At 59.1% G+C, this 21,193-nt stretch carries 19 protein-coding genes; 17 read left to right on the forward strand and 2 right to left on the reverse strand.

All coding sequences use genetic code 11. The features are described from left to right. Nucleotides 1-106 precede the first annotated feature (106 nt). Nucleotides 107-1,003, reverse strand: a complete 897-nt coding sequence (locus H7688_RS14585) for a DMT family transporter (RefSeq protein ID WP_183361889.1) — start codon at nt 1,001-1,003, stop codon at nt 107-109. 195 nt (nt 1,004-1,198) lie between these two features. Between H7688_RS14585 and H7688_RS14590 the strand changes: the two genes are divergently transcribed. The 17 genes from H7688_RS14590 to H7688_RS14670 all read left to right on the forward strand — a co-directional run bounded on the left by H7688_RS14590 (nt 1,199) and on the right by H7688_RS14670 (nt 20,992). After that, nucleotides 1,199-1,939 carry a basic amino acid ABC transporter substrate-binding protein gene (locus H7688_RS14590; protein WP_183361890.1) on the forward strand — a complete coding sequence of 247 codons (741 nt, stop codon included), beginning with the start codon at nt 1,199-1,201 and terminating at the stop codon, nt 1,937-1,939. Nucleotides 1,940-2,077: 138 nt separating this feature from the next. Beyond that, nucleotides 2,078-2,863, forward strand: coding sequence for an amino acid ABC transporter permease (locus tag H7688_RS14595; protein WP_183361892.1), 786 nt, complete (start codon nt 2,078-2,080; stop codon nt 2,861-2,863). Beyond that, entirely contained in the window at nt 2,850-3,593 is a 744-nt protein-coding gene (locus tag H7688_RS14600; RefSeq protein ID WP_443093455.1) for an amino acid ABC transporter ATP-binding protein, read from the forward strand. The genes H7688_RS14595 and H7688_RS14600 overlap by 14 nt, the downstream gene beginning before the upstream one ends. Nucleotides 3,594-3,738: 145 nt before the next feature. Further along, nucleotides 3,739-5,115 carry a porin gene (locus H7688_RS14605; RefSeq protein ID WP_183361896.1) on the forward strand — a complete coding sequence of 459 codons (1,377 nt, stop codon included), beginning with the start codon at nt 3,739-3,741 and terminating at the stop codon, nt 5,113-5,115. Between the two features lie 159 nt (nt 5,116-5,274). Beyond that, a complete protein-coding gene (locus tag H7688_RS14610) occupies nt 5,275-6,468 on the forward strand; it encodes an ABC transporter substrate-binding protein (RefSeq protein WP_183361898.1) in 1,194 nt (397 codons plus the stop codon). 610 nt (nt 6,469-7,078) lie between these two features. Further along, complete coding sequence (locus tag H7688_RS14615) at nt 7,079-7,954, forward strand: branched-chain amino acid ABC transporter permease (protein ID WP_183361900.1); 876 nt, start codon at nt 7,079-7,081, stop codon at nt 7,952-7,954. 5 nt (nt 7,955-7,959) lie between these two features. After that, on the forward strand, nt 7,960-8,883 hold the full coding sequence (locus H7688_RS14620; protein WP_183361902.1) for a branched-chain amino acid ABC transporter permease: 924 nt from the start codon (nt 7,960-7,962) through the stop codon (nt 8,881-8,883). 24 nt (nt 8,884-8,907) lie between these two features. Then, a complete protein-coding gene (locus H7688_RS14625; RefSeq protein ID WP_183361904.1) occupies nt 8,908-9,684 on the forward strand; it encodes an ABC transporter ATP-binding protein in 777 nt (258 codons plus the stop codon). Next, nucleotides 9,677-10,381, forward strand: coding sequence for an ABC transporter ATP-binding protein (locus tag H7688_RS14630; protein WP_183361906.1), 705 nt, complete (start codon nt 9,677-9,679; stop codon nt 10,379-10,381). Before H7688_RS14625 ends, H7688_RS14630 begins: the two co-directional genes overlap by 8 nt. 1 nt (nt 10,382) lies before the next feature. Next, on the forward strand, nt 10,383-11,279 hold the full coding sequence (locus tag H7688_RS14635) for a DMT family transporter (protein ID WP_183361907.1): 897 nt from the start codon (nt 10,383-10,385) through the stop codon (nt 11,277-11,279). Nucleotides 11,280-11,367: 88 nt separating this feature from the next. Next, the gene (locus H7688_RS14640; protein ID WP_183361908.1) at nt 11,368-11,853 is read left to right on the forward strand and encodes a YbaK/EbsC family protein; all 486 of its coding nucleotides are present in this window, start codon (nt 11,368-11,370) and stop codon (nt 11,851-11,853) included. Nucleotides 11,854-12,067: 214 nt separating this feature from the next. After that, nucleotides 12,068-13,429, forward strand: coding sequence for a sodium-dependent transporter (locus tag H7688_RS14645; protein WP_183361909.1), 1,362 nt, complete (start codon nt 12,068-12,070; stop codon nt 13,427-13,429). Nucleotides 13,430-13,437: 8 nt separating this feature from the next. Then, the gene (gene rarD / locus H7688_RS14650; protein ID WP_183361910.1) at nt 13,438-14,364 is read left to right on the forward strand and encodes an EamA family transporter RarD; all 927 of its coding nucleotides are present in this window, start codon (nt 13,438-13,440) and stop codon (nt 14,362-14,364) included. Nucleotides 14,365-14,533: 169 nt separating this feature from the next. Beyond that, on the forward strand, nt 14,534-15,985 hold the full coding sequence (locus H7688_RS14655) for a sigma-54 interaction domain-containing protein (RefSeq protein WP_183361911.1): 1,452 nt from the start codon (nt 14,534-14,536) through the stop codon (nt 15,983-15,985). A 255-nt stretch (nt 15,986-16,240) separates the two neighbouring features. Further along, nucleotides 16,241-19,249, forward strand: coding sequence for an L-glutamate gamma-semialdehyde dehydrogenase (gene pruA, locus H7688_RS14660; RefSeq protein ID WP_183361912.1), 3,009 nt, complete (start codon nt 16,241-16,243; stop codon nt 19,247-19,249). 445 nt (nt 19,250-19,694) lie between these two features. After that, on the forward strand, nt 19,695-20,636 hold the full coding sequence (locus H7688_RS14665; protein WP_371873183.1) for a class 1 fructose-bisphosphatase: 942 nt from the start codon (nt 19,695-19,697) through the stop codon (nt 20,634-20,636). Nucleotides 20,637-20,743: 107 nt separating this feature from the next. Beyond that, on the forward strand, nt 20,744-20,992 hold the full coding sequence (locus H7688_RS14670; protein WP_183361913.1) for a hypothetical protein: 249 nt from the start codon (nt 20,744-20,746) through the stop codon (nt 20,990-20,992). Here H7688_RS14670 and H7688_RS22515 read toward each other — a convergent pair. Beyond that, the coding region (locus H7688_RS22515; protein ID WP_209006548.1) for a hypothetical protein at nt 20,971-21,193 on the reverse strand (223 nt) is incomplete at its 5' end. The two genes, H7688_RS14670 and H7688_RS22515, sit on opposite strands and share 22 nt — an antisense overlap.

Consider the following 21,193-nt stretch of genomic DNA (forward strand, 5'->3'; position numbering starts at 1 on the left):
CCAGCGCACCTTTGAAGCATCACTTGAGCGTGCGCCATGCATCGTCTGGTCAAGAAGAGGGAAAAATTCCGGTGTGGGGAATGTACAAAGTGGCGGGGTAGGGGCGTTAGCCTTCAGGAACAGCTGCAAGCTCCGGGGCGCCAGCAGGTTCGTCCGTCAGCAACTCGGACACGATCATCCCTACCAGGATAAGGGCTGCACCGAGGTATCCGTAGGGGCCGAGGCGCTCGCCGGCGGCGAAGTACGCGTAGGCTGCGCCGAATACCGGTTCCGTGCAAAAGATGAGAGCGGTGTGGGAAGGGCTGATGTAGCGTTGCATCGAGGTTTGTACCAAAAAGGCGAAGACGGTTGCGATCACGACACAGATTACCAGGGTCCAGAACAGCTCAGGATACCAGACAAAGGCCTGGGGCGCCTTGCCACCAGCGCAGGCCAAACTCCAGAGGCCCACGGTGGTGAGCTGCACCGTGGTCAACAGGTAAACGTCGCTATCGGCCTTACGGGCGAACCTGCCGGTGAGGATAACGTGGAGCGCGACACAGGCACCGCAGGTGGCACCCAGGACGTCGCCGACGTTGAAACTGAGCTGGCCGTTGCCGCAGAGCAGAAAGAGGCCCACCAGCGCCAAGGAAACTCCCCACTTGATACTACGGCCGATCGGCGTTCGGAAGAAGAAGGCATCGAAAACCGGAACCAGTACCACATTGAGCCCGGTTAGAAAGGCGGCATTGGAAGCAGAGGTGTACTTGAGACCGACGGTTTGGAAGGCATAGGCACCGAACAGCAGGGTTCCGAGGACAGTGCCGCTGATTAATGTTGATACGTTAAATCTATTTAGTCTTAAAGTAAACCAAGGAAGCATTAGGAGTGATGCTAATAAAAACCTCTGGGAAAGGAAGATAAAAACGTCAACCCGATTGATCGCATCCTTCACAATGGTAAAGCCGACACCCCAGAAGAATGTCGTGATCAACAAAAACAACGCAGCCCGAAATTTTTTCATCTGCCACAACCTAAATTTGACGTTACAAGACCTTGAATTCACACAATTGTGACCATATGGTTAACATATTCTAAATTTAGTTGCAAGAACTATTCTGATTAGTTAGTTGACAACTGCAGGAAATTTCTTTAATAGTATCCCGCAAAATGTAAACAGGTGTGTTCTGCCTAATCTAAAAACGTGCAAGGGGGAAGCATGAAATCGTTCCGTATCATGGCAGCTGTGCTGGCGCTGACCGGCATTTTCGCAACTGGGGCCCTGGCCGCCCCCAAAGAAGTGACCGTGGCAACCGATGCCACCTGGCCGCCGATGGAGATGGTCGACGCCAACAAGCAGATCGTCGGCTTCGACATCGACTTCATGAACGCAGTAGCCAAGGAAGCCGGTTTCAAGGTGACCTTCAAGAATACCGCTTGGGATGGCATCTTCGCCGGCGTTGAGGCTGGTCAGTACGACGCCATCATCTCCTCCGTCACCATCACCGACGAGCGCAAAGCCAAGTACGACTTCTCCAAGCCCTACATCAACGCTGGCCAGGTCCTGATCGTTCCCAAAACCGAGAAGGGGTCCAAGGTCGCTGACCTGAAAGGGAAGAAAGTCGGCGCCCAGATCGGCACCACCGGTGCCCTGGAAGTCAAGAAAGTCGCTGGCGTGGAACTGAAGACCTATGACGAAGTCGGTCTGGCCTTCGAGGACATGGCTGCTGGCCGCGTGTCCGGCGTGGTCTGCGACGAGCCGACCGCCATCATCTACGCTCTGCAGAAAAAAGAGTACAACCAGAAGTTCAAGATCGTTGGCAAGCCGTTCACCAAAGAGGCCTATGGCATCGTGGTGAAGAAAGGCAACAAGGATCTGGTTGCCCTGATCAACAAAGGGATCGACGCAGTCAAGAAAAAGAAAATCGACGAGCAGCTCAGGAAGAAATGGCTCAAGTAGTCCTTAGCTTCGACTGACCGTGTGAATCAAATGCGGTGCGGTTCAGTACGATACTGAGCCGTACCGCACTTGTATATCCGGTTTCAGTATCGATACCTCGAAATTCATCGTAACCTGTGGGGATGGCAATAGAAACTGATGACTAACGAAGCAAAGAAGCAAATTATCGATGTGGGAGACGGCGCAGCCATCCCGCGCAAAAGTGACTTGGGCCTCTTTACCGCCTGGCGGATCGCCTTTTTCGGAGCCATAGGCGGCCTCGGCTATCTCGCGTACAGCAAACCCGACCCCTACTTCAACATTCTCAAGTTCGTTCCCGACGGCATCCTGGTGACCTTCCAGGTGACCCTCGGGGCGATCTGCCTGGCGATCGTGCTCGGCCTCATCACCGGCCTGGGCAGGATCTCCAAGAACCGGATCTTCAACGGTCTCGCGTCGCTCTACGTCGAGATCATCCGCGGCATCCCGCTCCTCGTGCAGATCTTCTACATTTACTACGCGCTCGGTCGCGTGGTGAAGGTTCCCGCAATCCTTTCCGCCATTATCGCCATGGCCGTGTGCTATGGCGCGTACATGGGCGAGGTGGTGCGCGCGGGCATCGAATCGATCGCCAAGGGGCAGACCGAGGCCGCTCTCTCGCTCGGCATGAACGGTCGTCAGACCATGCTTCATGTCATTTTGCCGCAGGCCGTCAAGGTGATCCTGCCGCCGGTGGGTAACGAGTTCATCGCACTTTTGAAGGACTCCTCGCTGGTGTCGATCATCGCCGTCGCCGACCTGCTGCGCCGCGGCCGCGAATTCGCCTCCGAATCCTTTACCTATTTCGAGACCTACACGGTCATTGCGCTGGTGTACCTGATCATCACGTTGTTCTTCTCGAAGATCATCGGCGTACTGGAGGAGCGTGTCAGTGTCAACAAATAAACGGAAAATGGTAGAGGCCACCGAGATCGTCAAGATCTATGGCTCCTTCAAGGCACTGGATCGGGTCTCCTTCGACGTGTTCGACGGCGAGAAGGTCGTCATCATCGGTCCGTCGGGTTCGGGAAAATCGACCCTGTTGCGCTCCATCAACCGGCTCGAGGTCATCGACCGCGGGCGCATTCTGGTGGACGGCATCGACATCAACGATCAAAAGACCGACATCACCAAGATCCGCGAAGAGGTCGGGATGGTGTTCCAGTCCTTCAACCTCTTCCCGCACAAGACCGTGCTGGAGAACCTGACCCTGGCCCAGGTCGTGGTGCGCAAGCGCTCGCGGCAGGAGGCCGAGGAGCGCGCCATGGCGCTACTGGAGAGGGTAGGGCTTGCCGAGAAGGCGAAGGCCTATCCGGGGAAACTCTCCGGAGGTCAGCAGCAGCGCGTGGCGATTGCCCGCTCGCTCGCCATGGATCCCAAGATGCTCCTGTTCGATGAGCCGACCTCGGCACTCGACCCGGAGATGATCGGCGAGGTCTTGGACGTTATGAAGGGTGTTGCCCGGGAAGGGATGACTATGGCGGTGGTTACCCACGAGATGGGGTTTGCCCGCGAGGTCGCCGACCGTGTCATCTTCATGGATGCCGGCCGCATCGTCGAGGAGGGGACTCCGGAGCATTTCTTTACGGCGCCCACCCACGACCGGGCCAAGTTGTTCCTCAGCCAGATCCTGTAGTTTCCAGGCGTACAACGGCGTGCGCTTTTTTTTGTGCGGTTTATTTCCTTAAAGAAAGGTGGTGGTTGTTCCCTTCAGTTGGACCCGCAGTATGTTGGCAAATGCAGTCTTGCAATTTACTACAACACTGAACGAGGAGGAAAGAATGAAACGTAACAAGAAGCTTCTTGTAGCAGCCGCCGCAGGTGCGCTGACCGTCGCAGCCGCAGTACCCGCCTTCGCCCTGGAGAACGAGTTCCACGGCTCCTTCACCGCCTACTACGACCTGTCCAACTTCAGCGCGGCCGGTAACGACGGCGGCAACACCCTGCAGGGGATCCAGAAGAGCGCTCCGACCGAGAACTACTTCGTGCAGCGTGCACGCCTGGGCTACACCGCCAAGGTGAGCGACCAGGTCAAGTTGAACACCAAGTTCGAACTCGACTACACCTTCTGGGGCAATAGCTCCTACTCCACCGGCCGTAACCAGGGCGGTGCAATCGGTGCCGACTCTGTGCAGATGGAGACCAAGAACGTCTTCCTCGAGCTGAACTACCCGGCACTCTCTGCCAAAATCGGTATGATGCCCTACAACGACTCCTTCAAAGGGATCCTGTTCGACGCCGACATGGCCGGTCTTCTGTTCTCCAAAGACTATGCTAACGCCAGCGTGGCAGCCGGCTTCTTCCGCTTCGGCGACAACGGCGCTACCCTGGGCAAAAACGCCTACGACATGATCTCCCTCGACGCCAAGTACAACGTCAACAAGGAGTTCAAAGTCGGCGGTGCTTACTACTACATCGGCGACCACCGCACCAACCCCGACCAGGTGACCGTCGCAGCCAATGCTACTCCGATCGGGTATACCTCCAACGGTACCAAGATTTTTGACCCGGCCGACGTGACCATTACTGCGGTCCCCAATAACGATGCCAAGATCCATAACCTCGGCCTTAACTTCGAAGGTGTGGTCGGCCCGGTCACCCTGACCGGCTTCGCTCTGAAGCAGTTCGGCGATCTCTCCAAAACTGTAGATGCCAAAGGCTACGCTCTTAACCTGGGCGGCAAAATGGCCCTGCTCGGCGGCACCCTGCGTTCCGAGTTCCTCTACGTCTCCGGCGGCAAAGATGCCTTCTACAACCCGGGTGGCGCTGGCGGCACCGAGGGCGGCGGCTTCTACGATGCCGAAATGATCATGCTGAACCGCGACAAGAACGCCAAGACCATCGATACCGCTATCGTGTATGACGCCAACAACGTCAACCAGGGCGTCATCATGGGTTCGGTCGGCTATGACCACGCCTGCACCGACAAGATCACCTCGAGCATCAACGCCGGCTTCGCCGCCGTTGCCAACAACGTGAACAAGCGCGGCACCAGCGACTACCTCGGCACCGAGGTTAACGTCGAGTCCAACTACAAGCTCAACGCCAACACCACCATCGGTGTGCGCGCTGGCTACCTCTTCCTCGGCGACTACTTCAAAGGTCTTGACGCAGACAACCCGTACGACGTCAAAGTCCTCGCCAACTTCGCATTCTAGTTGACGCGACCCGCCTCTCCTGCACCACCCGGAGAGGCGGGTTTTTTGTAAACAGGATCTGCAAAACGCTTGTTTGCGCTTGACAGTAACGGTTTTATGTAGTTAGTTAGCCCCGTTGACAATTCATGTGATCCAATCAATCAAGAGGAGGTAGTCTGCATGAGCTTTAAGAAGATGAGTGCATTGCTGCTGGTCGCGATGCTGGCAGTCGGCGTGTTCGGCTGCAAGAAGAAGGAAGAGGCTTCGAAAGAGGCTGCCGCTCCGGCCGCTGCGGCTGGTGACACCGTGAAAATCGGCTTCCTGGGCGCCCTTACCGGCGACGTCGCCATGTTCGGCAAGCCGACCCTGGAAGGCATGAAGATGGCTGCCGAAGAGATCAACGCAGCCGGTGGCGTGCTCGGCAAGAAGATCGAGATCGTTGAAGCTGACGACCGTGGCGACAAGCAGGAAGGCGCTTCGGTAACCCAGAAGTTCGTATCCCGCGACAAGGTTGTAGCCATCGTTGGCGACCCGACCACCGGCATCACCAAGGTTGCTGCTCCGGTTGCCCAGAAGGCAGGCGTGGTGCTGCTCTCCGCTGGCGCTACCGGCCCGGGCGTTGTCGAGATCGGCGACTACATCTTCCGCGACACCCTGCTCGACTCCATCGCCATCCCGGCCTGCATCGAGTTCTTCGCGAAAGACCTTAAGTTCAAGAAAGTTGCCATCATCACCTCCGACAACAACGACTACTCGGTCGGTCTCTCCCAGACCTTCCGCGATGCCGCCAAGAAGGTGCCCGAGATCTCCATCGTTGCTGACGAGAAAGTCAAAGACGGCGACAAGGACTTCTCCGCCCAGATCACCAACATCAAGGGCAAGAAGCCGGACGTCATCCTGTTCTCCGGTTACTACACCGAAGGCGCTCTGATCATGAAAGAAGCCCGCAAACAGGGCCTCAAGGCTCCGATGTTCGGCGGCGACGGCCTCTTCTCGCCGAAGTTCATCGAACTGGGCGGCCAGGCAGTGGAAGGCTCCATGTCCGCTCTGGGCTTCTCCACCGAGCAGGCTACCCCGGAGACCGCCAAGTTCATCGAGAGCTTCAAAGCCAAGCACAACGGCGAACTGCCGGGCCTGTTCGACGCCCAGGGCTACGACGCCGTGATGCTGCTCGCCGACGCTATGAAGCGTGCTAACAGCATCGACCCGAAAGCCTTCAAAGACACCCTGGCCAAAACCAAGGGCTTCGCAGGCGTTTCCGGTACCATCAGCATGCAGGCTAACCGCGAGCCGATCAAATCGCCGCTGAGCCTGCTCTACGTGAAGGACGGCAAGTTCGTCCTGAAGGCAAAAGTACCCGTCAAGATGGACTAATTGCTTGACACTGGCAGTACCCGAACGGCCCCGCAACTCGCGGGGCCGTTTTTTTTTTGCTTTTGGAGCGGGTGTTTTAAAACGGCAGGGGAGGGGGGTGAACCACTGTTTGGGCATGGCTGCTGCCGATAGTCTCCTCTCGGCTGGTGGACCATCAGAAACAGCGTAATCAGGGTACAGATAACTTCATTGTTATATCCCTTGATCCGCAACCGATTTGCTTAGAAATGCTTTAGGTTGATAGGGAAAAATTTCAAGCCAATCAAAAGTTTAACTTTACTAAACTGCATCTCGTAGTGTAAAGTGGCGCGGCTGTAGACGTTATACCGATATCACCAACTGTACCTATAGAGGTCTTCTGCTGCAGGGTGCTGTTCGCTGTTTCGGTGTTTTATTTCCAAACAGACCGTACAGTATGTGCTGTATACACAAAATCACCAAAAGCTTGCATGCTTAGCGTGTTTTATGGTATACAGCTGCGACGTATCCTTGTTTTATTGTTTCTTCTCCGCAATGCAATGAATACTTTTATGGAATGAATCTTCTGAGCGCCTCTTCATCCCTTGAAGTCTTCTGATTTGTAAAATCCTATAGTCCGAAGGAAGTCGACATGTTCCTGCAACAGCTTATCAATGGAATAGCCCTCGGCAGCGTGTATTCACTGATTGCACTGGGCTACACCATGGTCTACGGCATCATCACGCTGATCAACTTTGCCCACGGCGAGATCTTCATGGTAGGGGCCTTCATCGGCCTGCTGCTGATATCCGTCGTCAAGGTAAATATCTTTTTCGCCATCATCGGTGCCATGGTGTTCTGCATGGTACTGGGAGTGGTGGTGGAACTGATTGCCTACCGGGCGCTGCGCAAGTCTTCCCGCCTGTCGGCACTGATTTCCGCCATCGGCGTCTCGATCTTCCTCTCCTCGCTGGCCCTCATGGTCTTTGGCGCGGATGCCAAAGGCTTCCCGGACAACGCCTTCCCGGTCACCCAGTTGCACATCGGCAACGCCGATGTCTCCACCCTGCAGCTGGTCATCATCGGCGTCTCCGCGCTGCTCATGTTGGCGCTCGAGTTCATCGTCCAGAAGACCAAGATCGGCAAAGCAATGCGCGCCACCTCCGAGGACTACAACACCTCCGCTCTCATGGGCATCAACGTAAACCGCGTCATCTCCTTTACCTTCGCCCTCGGCTCCGCCCTGGCAGCCGCCGGTGGGGTGCTGGTAGGCGTGCTGTTTAACGCGGTCTCCTTCAACATGGGCCTCATGGCTGGCCTCAAGGCCTTCGCCGCTGCAGTTCTGGGCGGTATCGGCTCCATCCCCGGCGCGATGCTGGGCGGCCTCTTGCTCGGCGTCTCCGAAGTCTTCGGTGTGGCGATCGGCTACTCTTCCTACCGTGACGCCATCGCGTTCTCGATCCTGGTGCTCGTGCTCCTCTTGAAGCCTACCGGCCTCTTGGGACAAAAAATAACGAAGAAGGTGTAGATTCAATGGGTGCTATTTTACAGAGCTTTCTCGCCGGATTTGACCCCTATCTGCTGCAGATCCTGGTGAACATCGGGATCGCGATCGTCCTGGCATTGGGACTCAACGTGATCGTCGGCCTTACCGGACAGCTTTCCCTGGGACACGCGGCCTTCATGAGCATCGGCGCCTTTGCCAGTGCGCTGATCACCAACAAGTTGGGGCTGGCCTTCGGTCCGAACCTGATCCTTACCGGGGTGATCACCGCGGTGATCGCGGCCATCATCGGTTTCCCGATCCTGCGACTGACCGGCGACTACCTGGCCATCTGCACCCTGGGCTTCGCCGAGATCGTCAAGGTCTTCTTCCTGAACTTCGAGCCGTCCAACAAGGCGCTCGGGCTCACGGTTCAGAACGCCAAGACCGATATCCCGGTGCCGATCTGGGTCTTTCTAGTCGCCGTTCTCTCCGTCGTGCTGGTCAGCTTCGTGCAGACCTCCCGCTTCGGGCGCGCGTTGAAGGCGATCCGTGAGGACGAGATCGCAGCCGAGGCGATGGGGATCAACCTGACCCGCTACAAGATCCAGGCATTCGCGCTGGGCTCCTTCATGGCCGGCGTCGGCGGTGGTCTCTATGCCCACTTCCTGAGCTACATCAACCCTTCCGACTTCGGTTTCCTCAAGTCGGTGGATATCCTCAGCATGGTGGTGCTGGGCGGCCTGGGGAGCGTCCCGGGTACCGTCTTCGGCTCCGCGGTGCTCGCCAGCGCCCCCGAGTTCCTGCGCTTCATGTCCCAGTACCGCATGCTGGTCTACGGCGCCCTCCTGGTGTTCCTGATGGTGTTCCGCCCCAACGGCCTGATGGGCGGGGTGAACGTCATGGACCTCCTGCTGCGCGCGGTTGGCAAGAAACCGGCCGGGGTTGCCTTTAAAGAGAAATCTACTACTTAATACTTCACGATAGCGAGAGCCAGCATGTCTATTCTTAAACTCGAAGACGTCACCATCCGCTTCGGCGGCCTGGTGGCCGTCGATAAGGTTAACCTGTCGGTAGACAAGGGGACCATCGTCGCGCTGATCGGCCCCAACGGTGCAGGCAAGAGCACCATGTTCAACCTGATCACCGGGATCTACAAGCCGACCGAGGGGACCATCACCTTCAACGGCGAGACCATCTCCGGCAAGGCTCCGAACCTGATTGCCGCCGGCGGCATCGGCCGTACCTTCCAGAACATCAGGCTGTTCAGCCAGCTGACCGTGCTTGAGAACGTGCTGATCGGTGCGCACACCCGTGGCAGCCAGGACCTGACCGGTGCCTGCCTCAAGTTCATGCCCTGGGTGCGTCGCGAGGAAGGCAAGCTGCACGACCTGGCCATCAGGTGCCTGAAGCAGGTCGACCTGACCTACAAGGCCTACGAGCTCGCTGGCAACCTCCCGTACGGCGAGCAGCGCCGCCTCGAGATCGCCCGTGCGCTGGCCATCGAACCGCAGATCATCCTGTTGGACGAGCCGGCTGCCGGCATGAACCCGCAGGAAAAGCAGGTGCTCTCCGAGATGGTGCAGGCCATCAGCAAGACCGGCGTCACCGTCTTCCTGGTCGAGCACGACATGAAATTCGTCATGGGTATCTCGGACCGGATCCACGTCCTGGACTACGGCGTGAAGATCGCGGAAGGGACTCCGGAAGAAATCCGGGCCAATCCGAAGGTCATCGAGGCCTACCTCGGTAAAGGAGCTGCTGCCGATGCTTAAGGTTGAAAATGTCTACGTGAACTACGGCGCCATCAAGGCGTTGCAGAATGTCTCCTTCGAGATCAACACCGGCGAGATCGTGGCGCTGATCGGTGCCAACGGCGCCGGCAAGACCACCATCCTCAACACCATCTCGAACATCGTTCCCTCGGTATCCGGCAAGATTAGCTACGAAGGGAAGGACATCACCAAGACCCCGCCGCACGATATCGTGAAGGTAGGTATCTCCCAGGTCCCTGAAGGGCGTCGCGTCTTCGCCAAGATGAGCGTGCTCGAGAACCTGGAGATGGGCGCCTATACCCGGTCCGACAAGGCCGAGATCGCCGCGGACATCGAGAAAATCTTCCAGCGTTTCCCGCGCCTGAACGAGCGCAAGAAGCAGCCCGCCAAGACCCTCTCCGGCGGAGAGCAGCAGATGCTTGCTATGGGGCGCGCGCTGATGAGCCGTCCGAAACTGCTGCTTCTGGACGAGCCCTCCATGGGTCTCGCCCCGATGCTGGTGGAGCAGATCTTCCAGATCATCCAGGAGATCAACAAAAGCGGCACCACCATCCTCCTGGTCGAGCAGAACGCCAACATGGCGCTCTCCATCGCGCACCGCGCCTACGTACTTGAGACCGGTGAAGTTGTCATGCAGGGCGACGCCAAGGAACTCGCCCGCAGCCCCGAGGTAAGAAAGGCGTACCTGGGAGAGTAGCGTGCCCGCAGTAGCGACAAGCAAACCCTGGATAAACCCCTACCTGGCCATCCTGGTAGGGGTTTTTGCTGTTTCCTTCTCCTCCATCTTCGTGCGGCTCGCCACGGCCCCTCCGCTCATCATTGCGGCCTACCGGCTGATCTTCACCTTCTGCATCCTTGCGCCCTTTACTCTGTACGGCGGCGCGGTCGCCCTGAAGAAGATGACCGGCCGTCAGGTAGCGCTGGCAGCTGGTAGCGGCATCTTCCTGGCCCTGCATTTCGTCACCTGGTTCACCTCCCTCAAATACACCTCCATCGCCAGCTCCGTGGTCCTGGTCACCACCCAGCCGCTCTTCGTGGTGCTCGGCTCGTTCCTGTTCTTCAAGGAACGGGTGCCGCGCGTGGCCTTGTGGGGCGGCTTTCTCGCCATGCTGGGGAGCCTGGTCATCGGCGCTACCGACTTCCAGGTCGGCGAACTAGCGTTTCTCGGGGATCTGCTGGCGCTCTTCTCGGCGGTGATGGTGGCAGGGTACATGCTCCTCGGGCGCAGGTTGCGCGGCGATGTCGAGATTTCCGGGTACACCTTTGTAACCTACGGTGTCAGTGCTGTTGCCCTTGCCGGGAGTGCGCTGGTTGCCGAGCTTCCCTTCTACCCGTATCCGGGGCAGGATTGGCTGATCTTCGCGGCGCTTGCCCTGGTCTGTACGGTCCTTGGGCATACCGTGTTCAACTGGGTACTGCGCTACGTGCAGGCCTCGGTGGTCTCGGTGAGCATCCTCGGCGAACCGCTGGGGGCGATTCTTTGGGCGGCCGTGTTTCTCGGGGAGAACCCGACGCTGCGCCAGATCGGTGGCGGAGCGCTCATCTTCACCGGGTTGTATCTCTTCACCCGGGCAACGGCGCGCAGCGGCGGTTGAGACCGTGTTACCCACTCCCGAAGGGGGGAGGGGGCGCTTCGAGAAGGTTTCGTTGTCAGTTTAGGAAAACGCTACTTCGGAGGGATGCATGACCACTATTCTTAGCCCCAGTGCTCTCAAGGTGCAGCAGGCCCTGGCCGGGTTCGGGCTTGATCTGCAGGTGAAGGAACTCACCGAAAGTACCCGTACCGCCCAGGATGCCGCCCAGGCCGTTGGCTGCAACGTCGGCCAGATCGTCAAGTCGCTGGTGTTTCGCGCAAAGGTCAGTGGCGCTGCCGTTTTCGTGGTGGCCAGCGGCGCCAACCGCGTGGACGAGAAGGCCTTGGCCCGGTTGGTCGGGGAAAAGATCGAGAAGGCGGACGCCGACTTCGCCCGCGAGCAGACCGGTTTTGCCATCGGTGGGGTGCCGCCGGTGGGGCATCCCGTGCCGCTGAAGACCTTCATCGACGAGGACCTCTTGCAGTATGCCGAGATCTGGGCGGCGGCCGGTACTCCCAATGCCCTGTTTTCGCTGACACCTAAGCAGCTCTGCCAGATCACCTCCGGAGAGGTGGTTACCATCAGAAAAGCCTAGGCGGCTGTTCCTTCATGGTTCCCACGCACCTAGGTGGGAACGCGCCAGGGGACGCTTTCTTGGTTCCAGGTTGGTGGCACTCGGTCAAGTCCCTCGGGAGCGGGCCGCGTTGCGCCCCCGTTTATGTGTTTTGTTTGATAAGAACAGACTTTTGTTTACGTTATTCACTCTCCAACCAGGAGACATTCTGCCTTAGAAAAGGACGTACCTGCACATGGAAACTACCAAGGTAAAACGCGACACCTTCACCACCGGTCTTGGCGTCATCGCCGCGACCCTCGGCTCGGCAGTGGGCCTGGGCAACATCTGGAAGTTCCCGGCCTTGACCGGGTTGAACGGCGGGGCGGCTTTCATCATCATCTACCTCCTCTCGACGCTCATGGCCGGACTCCCGGTCATGATTTCCGAGCTGCTGCTGGGGAGGCGCTCCAAGTCCGACGCCCTCACCACGTTCCGTGTGCTCTACCCGAAGCGGGAATCCTGGGCGCTTATCGGTGCCGCCGGTGTCGTCTCCGCCTTCCTGATCCTCGCGTTTTACACCGAAGTGGCCGGCTGGGTGGTAGCCTACGTCTTCAAGGCACTCTCCGGCAACATCCTCTCCAGTGACCCCAAGGTGACCGGTGCCGCTTTCGAGAGGCTGATCACCGACCCGTACCAGTCCATCCTGTGGCAGTGCGTGGTTCTGGTCTACGTGGGCATTATCATCATCCTGGGTGTTTCCAAAGGGATCGAAAGCACCACCAAGAAGCTCATGCCGGTGCTCTTCCTGATCCTGGTCATCATCGGCATCAGGAACCTGACCCTCCCCGGTGCTGCCGCAGGTCTCAACTTCCTGTTTCACCCGGACTTCTCCAAGGTCACCGGCGCTGTCGTTTTGACCGCCATGGGGCTTGCCTTCTTCAAGCTCTCCGTCGGCATGGGGACCATGATCACCTACGGCAGCTACTTCAGGGACGACCAGAACATCCCGATGACCGCCGTGCGCGTCATGCTCGCCGATCTCACCGTTTCCATCCTGGCCGGCATCGCCATCTTCCCGGCCGTCTTTACCTACGGTTTCAAGCCGGAAGCAGGCCCCTCGCTGCTCTTCATCACCATTCCGGCGGTTTTCTCCCAGATGCCCTTTGGTAGCGTCTTCGTCGTAGCCTTCTTCGTGCTGGGCGCCATCGCCGCTACCGGCGCCATGCTCTCCATCATGGAGGTCCCGGTTGCCTACCTGCACCAGCGCTTCGGCGTCTCGCGGGTCAAGGCCACCATCCTCACCGTGGTGCTCCTCGCGCTGATCGGTTCCACCGCAGCACTCTCCAACAGCCTCCTGGCGAACTTCAAAGTCTTCGGGATGACCATGTTCGATCTCTACGACTTCATCACGTCGAACCTGCTGATGCCGCTGGGTGGCCTGTTCATCTGCATCTTCGTCGGATGGGTCTGGGGCAAGGAGAAGGTCGTCGCGGTATTGACCAACGATGGAGCCTTGCATAATTCGGCCGTAATCTCTATATTCCTGTTCATTGTGCGTTACGTGGCACCGGTGACCATCCTGGTCATCCTGCTGCGCGGATTGAAGATCATCTAGGAGGTGTCGTGTCAGAGGCTGTCGAGAGCGGGGAGAGTAGGGCAGGAGGGGAGGCGGCGCAGCGCCAGGGAGTTTTTTTCGGATTGGCGGCCTACCTCTGCTGGGGATTCTTCCCGGTCTACTTCAAATCGGTGCACGTCGTGGCGCCGCTCGAGATGGTCTCGCACCGCATCTGCTGGTCCCTGGCATTTTTACTCATCCTGGTTCTTGGCAAAGGGGCCTGGCGCGACATGCTGCAACTGTTCGCCAGGCCCAAATCCCTTGCCGTCCTCTGCCTCTCCACCCTGCTCATCGCCGCCAACTGGTTGGTTTTCATCTATGCCATCAACGCGGGCGAGGTGCTGCAGTCCAGTCTCGGCTACTTCATAAATCCCCTGGTGAGCGTACTGCTCGGCTTCCTCTTCCTGAAAGAGCGCCTGGTGCGGGTGCAGTGGCTGAGCATCGTGCTGGCGGCCGTCGGCGTGGTCTATCTCGCCGTCTCCTTCGGGGTGATGCCCTGGATCTCGCTGCTTCTGGCCGCTTCCTTCGGACTCTACGGGCTGATCCGTAAATCCCTCAAGGTCGATCCGCTGGTAGGGCTCACCGTCGAAACCCTGCTGTTGGCGCCGATCGCCTTCGCCTACCTGTTCCGGTTGCATGAAAGCGGGAGCGCCGCATTTCTCTCGGGTTCCTCCCGGCTCGACCTGCTCATCTCGCTGTCCGGTGTAGTCACCGCAGTGCCGCTGCTCCTCTTCATCGGGGCCACCAAGCGGCTGCGCCTGGCCACCGTCGGATTCCTGCAGTACATCACGCCGACCCTGCATTTCCTCCTGGCGGTCCTTGCCTACGGGGAGACCTTCACCCACGCCCACCTGGTGAGCTTTTCCTTCATCTGGTGCGGCCTCGCCCTGTACTCCTTCAACGCCTACCGCAGCGTCAGGGGAAAAGCGGTGTAACCGTCGATCCGTCGGGTTGTTCTGCCGCCTCTTTCCTCTGGTTTCACCGTGCCCGCTCGACAAGTTAACCCGGCGACGCTTTTCTCCCGCCTGCAACTATCCCCTCTTGCATAACCCATGCATTTGTGCATAATGAGGCGGCTGGTAAACTCACCTGAGGTTTTTGCGCATGGCCGATCAGCTGAACAACGACTCAAATTCGCTTACCGTCGAGGAACTTGCCCGTCAGATGCGGGCCTTTCAGGAACAGACCCGCGAACTTGATGCCATCATCGACTCTTCCTCTGACGGGCTGTGGATCTGCGACGCCGAGGCACGGGTGATCCGTATCAACCCGGCCTCCGAGCGCATCAACAACATCCGCGCCGGCGAGGTGGTCGGCAAAAACATGCGGGAGTTGCTGGAACAGGGCTTTATCGACCGCTCCGCCGCGCTCGAGGCCCTTACCTCCCGAACCGTGGTGAGCCAGTTGCAAAATAGGGAAGGGCGCAAGTTGATCTCCACCGGCACCCCGGTGTTGGACGAGAACGGCCAGGTGATCCGCGTGGTGGTGAGCGAGCGGGATATCACGGAAATCGACAACTTGCAGCGTGAACTGGAGGAGCAGGAGGCCATCCGCGACCAGTTCCGTAGCCACATGCTGGAGATGCGCCAGGCGGACCTGGAGTCGCGTCGGGTCATTGCCCGGAGCCCGGCCATGCTGAAGGCGCTGCGCCAGGCGCTCAAGGTGAGTGCCGTGAACTCGACGGTGCTGATCCTCGGGGAATCCGGAGTAGGGAAGGGGCTCATCGCCGACTTGATCCAGAAGAACTCGAGCCGCGCCGAAAAGCCGCTCATCGAGATCAACTGCGGCGCCATCCCGGAATCCCTCATCGAATCCGAACTGTTCGGCTACGAGAAGGGGGCCTTTACCGGCGCGCAGTCAGGAGGCAAACCTGGTTACCTGGAGCTTGCCGACGGCGGCATCCTGTTCCTGGACGAGATCGCCGAACTGCCACCGGCGGCCCAGGTGAAGCTGTTGCGCTTCCTGGAAAACGGCCGGGTGATCCGCCTGGGCGGGACCAAGGCGCGGCACCTGGACGTAAGGATCCTCGCCGCGACGCACCGTAACCTCGAGGAGATGGTCAAGCAGGGGAGCTTCCGGCTCGATCTGTACTACCGCCTCAACGTGATCCCGATCCACGTCCCGGCCCTGCGCGACCGCAAGGACTGTATCCTGCCGCTGATCCGGCACTACATGGACCTCTTCGGCGAGCGCGACTCCATCCACAAACGCCTGACCCGCGCCGCACAGGACGCCCTCCTTTCCTACGATTATCCGGGCAACGTGCGCCAACTCATGAATATCTGTGAGCGACTGGTGGTGATGACCGAAGGGAACCTGATCGATCTCAAGGACCTCCCGGCCGAGATCGCCGCCGGCGGCAGTGCCCCCCCGGGCCCCAACGCGGTCTGGCCAGAAGAGATGACGCTCCAGGAGACCCTGGACAGTGTCGAACGTGCGGTACTGCAAAAGGCCCTGGTCAAGTACGGCAGTCAGGTGAAAATGGCTGACGCGCTGGGGGTGAACCAGTCAACCGTCGCCCGCAAGTTGAAGCGGCACGGCCTCGGGGGAGCCTGAGTCACTGCCGTTATGCGCAAATGCATAGCCTTTTCCCGGAAATTCCGGTAATCCCTTCAGATGCGCACGAGCGCGTCTACCCCTCATTATTTCATCGATTCGCTAACTAGCTGAAATCCCGTATACGTATCGCTGGAAACCGCCCCGTGAGGGGAACTGTCGTCGCCGCTTCCTCGTCGTGGCATGCCTTGTGCTAAGATATCCCCTGGTTATCAATTTAGTGCACCTCGTGGCAAACCATAGGACAAGGAGCTTTTGATGAACAGTGAATTGAACAACAAGGTCGTAGCACGTGGCAAGGAGTTCTTCTCCACCATCTCCGGCGAGAAGCCGTCCCTCTTCAACAAGGGAGCCTGGATGGGCAAGGTGATGGACTGGAGTATGAAGAACGAAACCTTCAAGATCCAGATGTTCCGGTTCGTTGACGTTTTCCCCTCTCTGACCACCGGCAAGCTCCTCACCGACCACATCCGCGAATACTTCGGCGAAGAGAAGGACATGCCGCCGGTCCTCTCCACCGGTGCGAAAGTGGCCGGCATGCTCGGCTCCTTCGGCGGTGCCGTGCTCAACAAGGTCCTCACCACCAACATCCAGGAGATGGCCCGCCAGTTCGTGGTCGGCGAGAACACCAAGGAAGCCATCAAGAACATGGAGAAGCTCCGTAAAGACGGCTTCGCCTTTGTTGTCGACGTCCTTGGCGAGGCAACCCTTTCCGAGCACGAGGCAGACCTCTACATGAACACCTACCTGGAACTGCTCGACTCGCTGAAGAGCCAGTACCAGGACTGGAAGCCGCTGGGGAACTACGGCAACGCCAACCTCGACTGGGGGCACGCTCCCAAGGTCAACGTCGCCATCAAGCCGACCGCTCTTTTCTGCCTGGCTAACCCGCAGGACTTCGAAGGGTCCGTCGAAGCGATCCTGAAAAGGGTACGCATCATCGCCAAGAAGGTCATCGAGCTGGACGGCTTCCTGTGCATCGACATGGAGTCCTACCGCCACAAGGACATCATCCTCGAGGTGTACAAACGGCTCAAGCTTGAGTACCCGAACTACGACCAGCTGGGAATCGTACTGCAGGCCTACCTGGTAGACACCGACCAGGACCTGCCGGCTCTGCTCAAGTGGTCCCGTGACAACAAGGTGAAGATCTCCATCCGCCTCGTGAAGGGCGCCTACTGGGACTACGAGACTGTCAAGGCCAAGCAGAACGACTGGAAGATCCCGGTCTGGACCATCAAGGCCGAGTCTGACGCCGCTTACGAGCGCCAGGCCCGTATGATTCTTGAGAACGCCGACATCTGCCACTTCGCCTGCGCCTCGCACAACATCCGCACCATCTCGGCCGTCATGGAAATGGCCCGCGAGCTGAACGTCACCGAGGACCGCTACGAGTTCCAGGTGCTCTACGGCATGGCCGAGCCGGTGCGCAAGGGGATCCTGAAGGTAGCCGGCCGCATCCGCCTCTACTGCCCGTACGGCGACATGGTCCCGGGCATGGGCTACCTGGTGCGCCGCCTGCTGGAGAACACCGCGAACGAGTCCTTCCTGCGTCAGAGCTTCGCCGAGGACGCCCAGATCGAGAAACTGCTGGAAGACCCGAACCTCACCGTAGAGCGCGAGAAGGCGGCACGCGCCGCCAAGCAGAAAACGGAAGAGAAGGGCCCGGGGGGGCTCAAGCCGTTCTACAACGAGGCGATGGTCGACTTCACCCGCGCCGACCACCGTGCGGAGTTCCCGAAGCAGATCGCCGCGGTGCGCGCGCAATTGGGCAAGAACTACCCGCTGTTCATCGGTGGCAAGGAAGTGAAGACCGCCGACACCATCCCCAGCGTGAACCCGGCCAAGCCCTCCGAGGTGGTCGGCGTGATCTGCCAGGCAGGCACCAAGGAAGTGGGTGACGCCATCGCCGCCGCCAAGAGCGCCTTCCCGGCCTGGCGCGACACCACTCCTGCCGACCGCGCCCAGTACCTGATCAAGGCCGCCGCCGTCGCGCGCCGCCGCGCGTTCGAGCTCTCCGCCTGGCAGGTGCTCGAGATCGGCAAGCAGTGGGACCAGGCCTACGCCGACGTCACCGAAGCGATCGACTTCCTCGAGTACTATGCCCGTGAAATGATCAAGCTCGGTAAGCCCAAGCGCGTGGGCAACGCCCCGGGCGAATTGAACCACTACTTCTACGAGCCCAAGGGGGTGGCCGCGGTCATCGCTCCCTGGAACTTCCCGCTGGCCATCGGCCTGGGGATGGCATCGGCTGCCATCGTGGCCGGTAACTGCGTGGTGTTCAAGCCCTCCGGCATTACCTCGGTGATCGGCTACCACATGGTCGAGATCTTCCGCGAAGCGGGTCTCCCCGCTGGCGTCTTCAACTACACCCCGGGCCGTGGCTCGGTAATGGGCGACTTCCTGGTGGACAGCCCGGATGTCAGCCTGATCGCCTTCACCGGTTCCATGGAGATCGGCCTCAGGATCATCGACCGCGCTGCCAAGGTCTACCCGGGCCAACGCAACGTCAAGAAGATCGTCTGCGAGATGGGTGGCAAGAACGCCATCATCATCGACGACGACGCCGATCTGGACGAAGCGGTACCGCATGTGCTCTACTCCGCCTTCGGCTTCCAGGGGCAGAAGTGCTCGGCCTGCTCCCGCGTCATCGTCCTGGATGCCGTGTACGACAAGTTCATCGAGCGCCTCACCTCCATGGCCAAGGCAACCCTGGTCGGCCCCTCCGAGGACCCGGCCAACTACATGGGTGCCGTGGCTGACGACAAGGCCATGAAGACCATCCTCGAGTACGTCGAGATCGGCAAGAAGGAAGGGCACGTCCTCTACGAGAGCAAGGTGCCTTCCGAGGGGTACTTTGTGCCAATGACCATCATCGGCGGCATCAAGCCGGAGCACCGCCTGGCTCAGGAGGAGATCTTCGGACCGGTGCTGGCTGTGATGCGCGCGAAAGACTTCGACCAGGCGATCGAGTGGGCTAACTCTACCCAGTTCGCCCTGACCGGCGGCGTCTTCTCCAGGAGCCCCGAGCACCTGGCCCAGGCGCGCCGCGAATTCCGGGTCGGCAACCTGTACCTGAACCGCAACAACACCGGCGCCCTGGTCGGCCGTCAGCCCTTCGGCGGCTCCGCGATGTCCGGCGTCGGCACCAAGGCGGGCGGTCCCGACTACCTCTTGCACTTCATGGATCCGCGCGTGGTCACCGAGAACACCATGCGCCGCGGCTTCGCCCCGGTCGAGGAGGACGACGACTGGGTCGCCTAAGACGAAACGGCAGGGTGGAACGGCATCGCGTGTGCCGCTTCACCTTGCCAGTTCACGGCTGACCGCCGTCCCTCCGGCTCTGCTGCCAGCGGCGGTTCTTTCATAAATGAAATGCAATAAATCTGAGAGGGTCGTGCCTGGTACGACCCTCTCTTTTTTGCGCCGATTGCCGGACGTGGGACGGAGTCGTTGCGCACCGCCTGCTACTGTCCGGTAGTTTGGCGCGTCATCTCTGAAACTTAGCCAACCCGCGGTAGCTGCGGGTTTTTTCCGGTTTGGGCCCCGGATGCCGCAGCTGCGTACCCAGGTATCTTGACGCACCCATGAAAATCAATTGAAGAGGGAATTCATGGAAATGCTCGGACTTTTTTTCCTTGATTTGTCAGGTGATTTGACATACTCTACGGGCGGTAAAATAATTTTAATTTAATGATGGGAGGGGATCATGTCTACTGCACCCGGACAGTCCAAGTTTCAGATCGATCTGCGTCGTCACCTGCGCGGTCAGAATATCAGCGACAATCTCATTCACCTTATCTGCGAGATAGCCGAGGCCAGCAAGTACGTGATCAACGCGGTGCGCACCGGTGACCTGGGCGTGGCGGGTACCTCCAACCTGTACGGCGAGGAGCAGTTGGCGCTGGACGTCCTCTCCGACCGCATCATGCGCAAGCGCCTGATCCACTCGGGTGTGGTCTGCAACATCGCCTCCGAAGAGATGGACGAGATCTACCAGTGCCAGGCACAGGCCGACGGGCTCTACTCGGTCGCCTACGATCCCTTGGACGGCTCCTCGCTGGTCGACGTGAACCTGGCGGTCGGCACCATCGTTTCCATCTACGAAGGGTGCGACCTCTTGCAGCCCGGCCGCAACCAGGTCTGCGCGATGTACATCCTGTACGGACCGCGCGTTTCGCTGGTGTACACGGTAGGTGACGGCGTCCACGAGTTCACCATGAACAACCTCATGGAGTTCACCCTGACCCGCGAGAACATCAGGATGCAGCCGGAAGGGAACATCTACGCTCCGGGTGGGCTGCGCAACAAGTACACCCCGGGCACCGAAAAGTTCATCCAGCACCTCGAGGCCAAAGGGTGCAAGCTGCGTTACTCGGGCGGCTTCGTGCCGGATATCAACCAGGTGCTCATGAAAGGGAAGGGGCTCTTCATGTACCCCGCCCTCAACGGCTCCCCCAACGGAAAACTGCGCGTCCTGTTCGAACTGAACCCGATGGCCTTCATCATCGAGCATGCCGGCGGTTCGGCAAGTAACGGCCAGATCCCCATCCTGGACCTCGTCCCGGAATCGCTGGACCAGCGCGCCCCCATCTATATCGGCTGCAAGGCCGACGTGGAGCAGGCGATGAAGTTTGTCAACGCGGGGTAAAAAGAGTAGTATGACGGAAACGAGCGGGGCACCTTTTATTAAAGGTGTCCTGCAGTTTTGTCGATAGTGGCATAACCGGTAACAAGCAACTAGTTTAGGGGAAAGGTATGGAAACACAGAAGCCGCAACGACTCTGCAGCGAAATCCAGCTCTTCGATCTGTGCGATCTGGACACCTGCTGTCAAAAGGACGGCCGCTACTGCACGAACCCGGAAGTCCTGGAGCGGTTTGAGGCAATCAAGGAAGAAGACGAGCGCTCGCCGCAGCAGTACCTGGGCGAGGAGTTCGACGATGAGGAAGAGGGCGAAGACGAAGATTCTTTCGACGAGGACAGCTACGAGGACGATGACATGTAGCCCGAGCTTTCCGCGGACCTCCGCCCTGCGTCACCAGAAAAACCGCCCCCCACCGGGGCAACGCCCTTGCTTAAAGTGTTGAAACGGTGACCCTGTAAAGAAACAAAAACTCCCACTATTCCTGATGTTAAGGAAGGTGGGAGTTTTTGTTTTTCTTCGGAAAATATCTTCCCAAGGATTTTGAACTCAGCTTTCAAGGCC

The sequence above is a fragment of the Geomonas limicola genome, from assembly GCF_014193675.1.
GTDB lineage: Bacteria > Desulfobacterota > Desulfuromonadia > Geobacterales > Geobacteraceae > Geomonas > Geomonas limicola.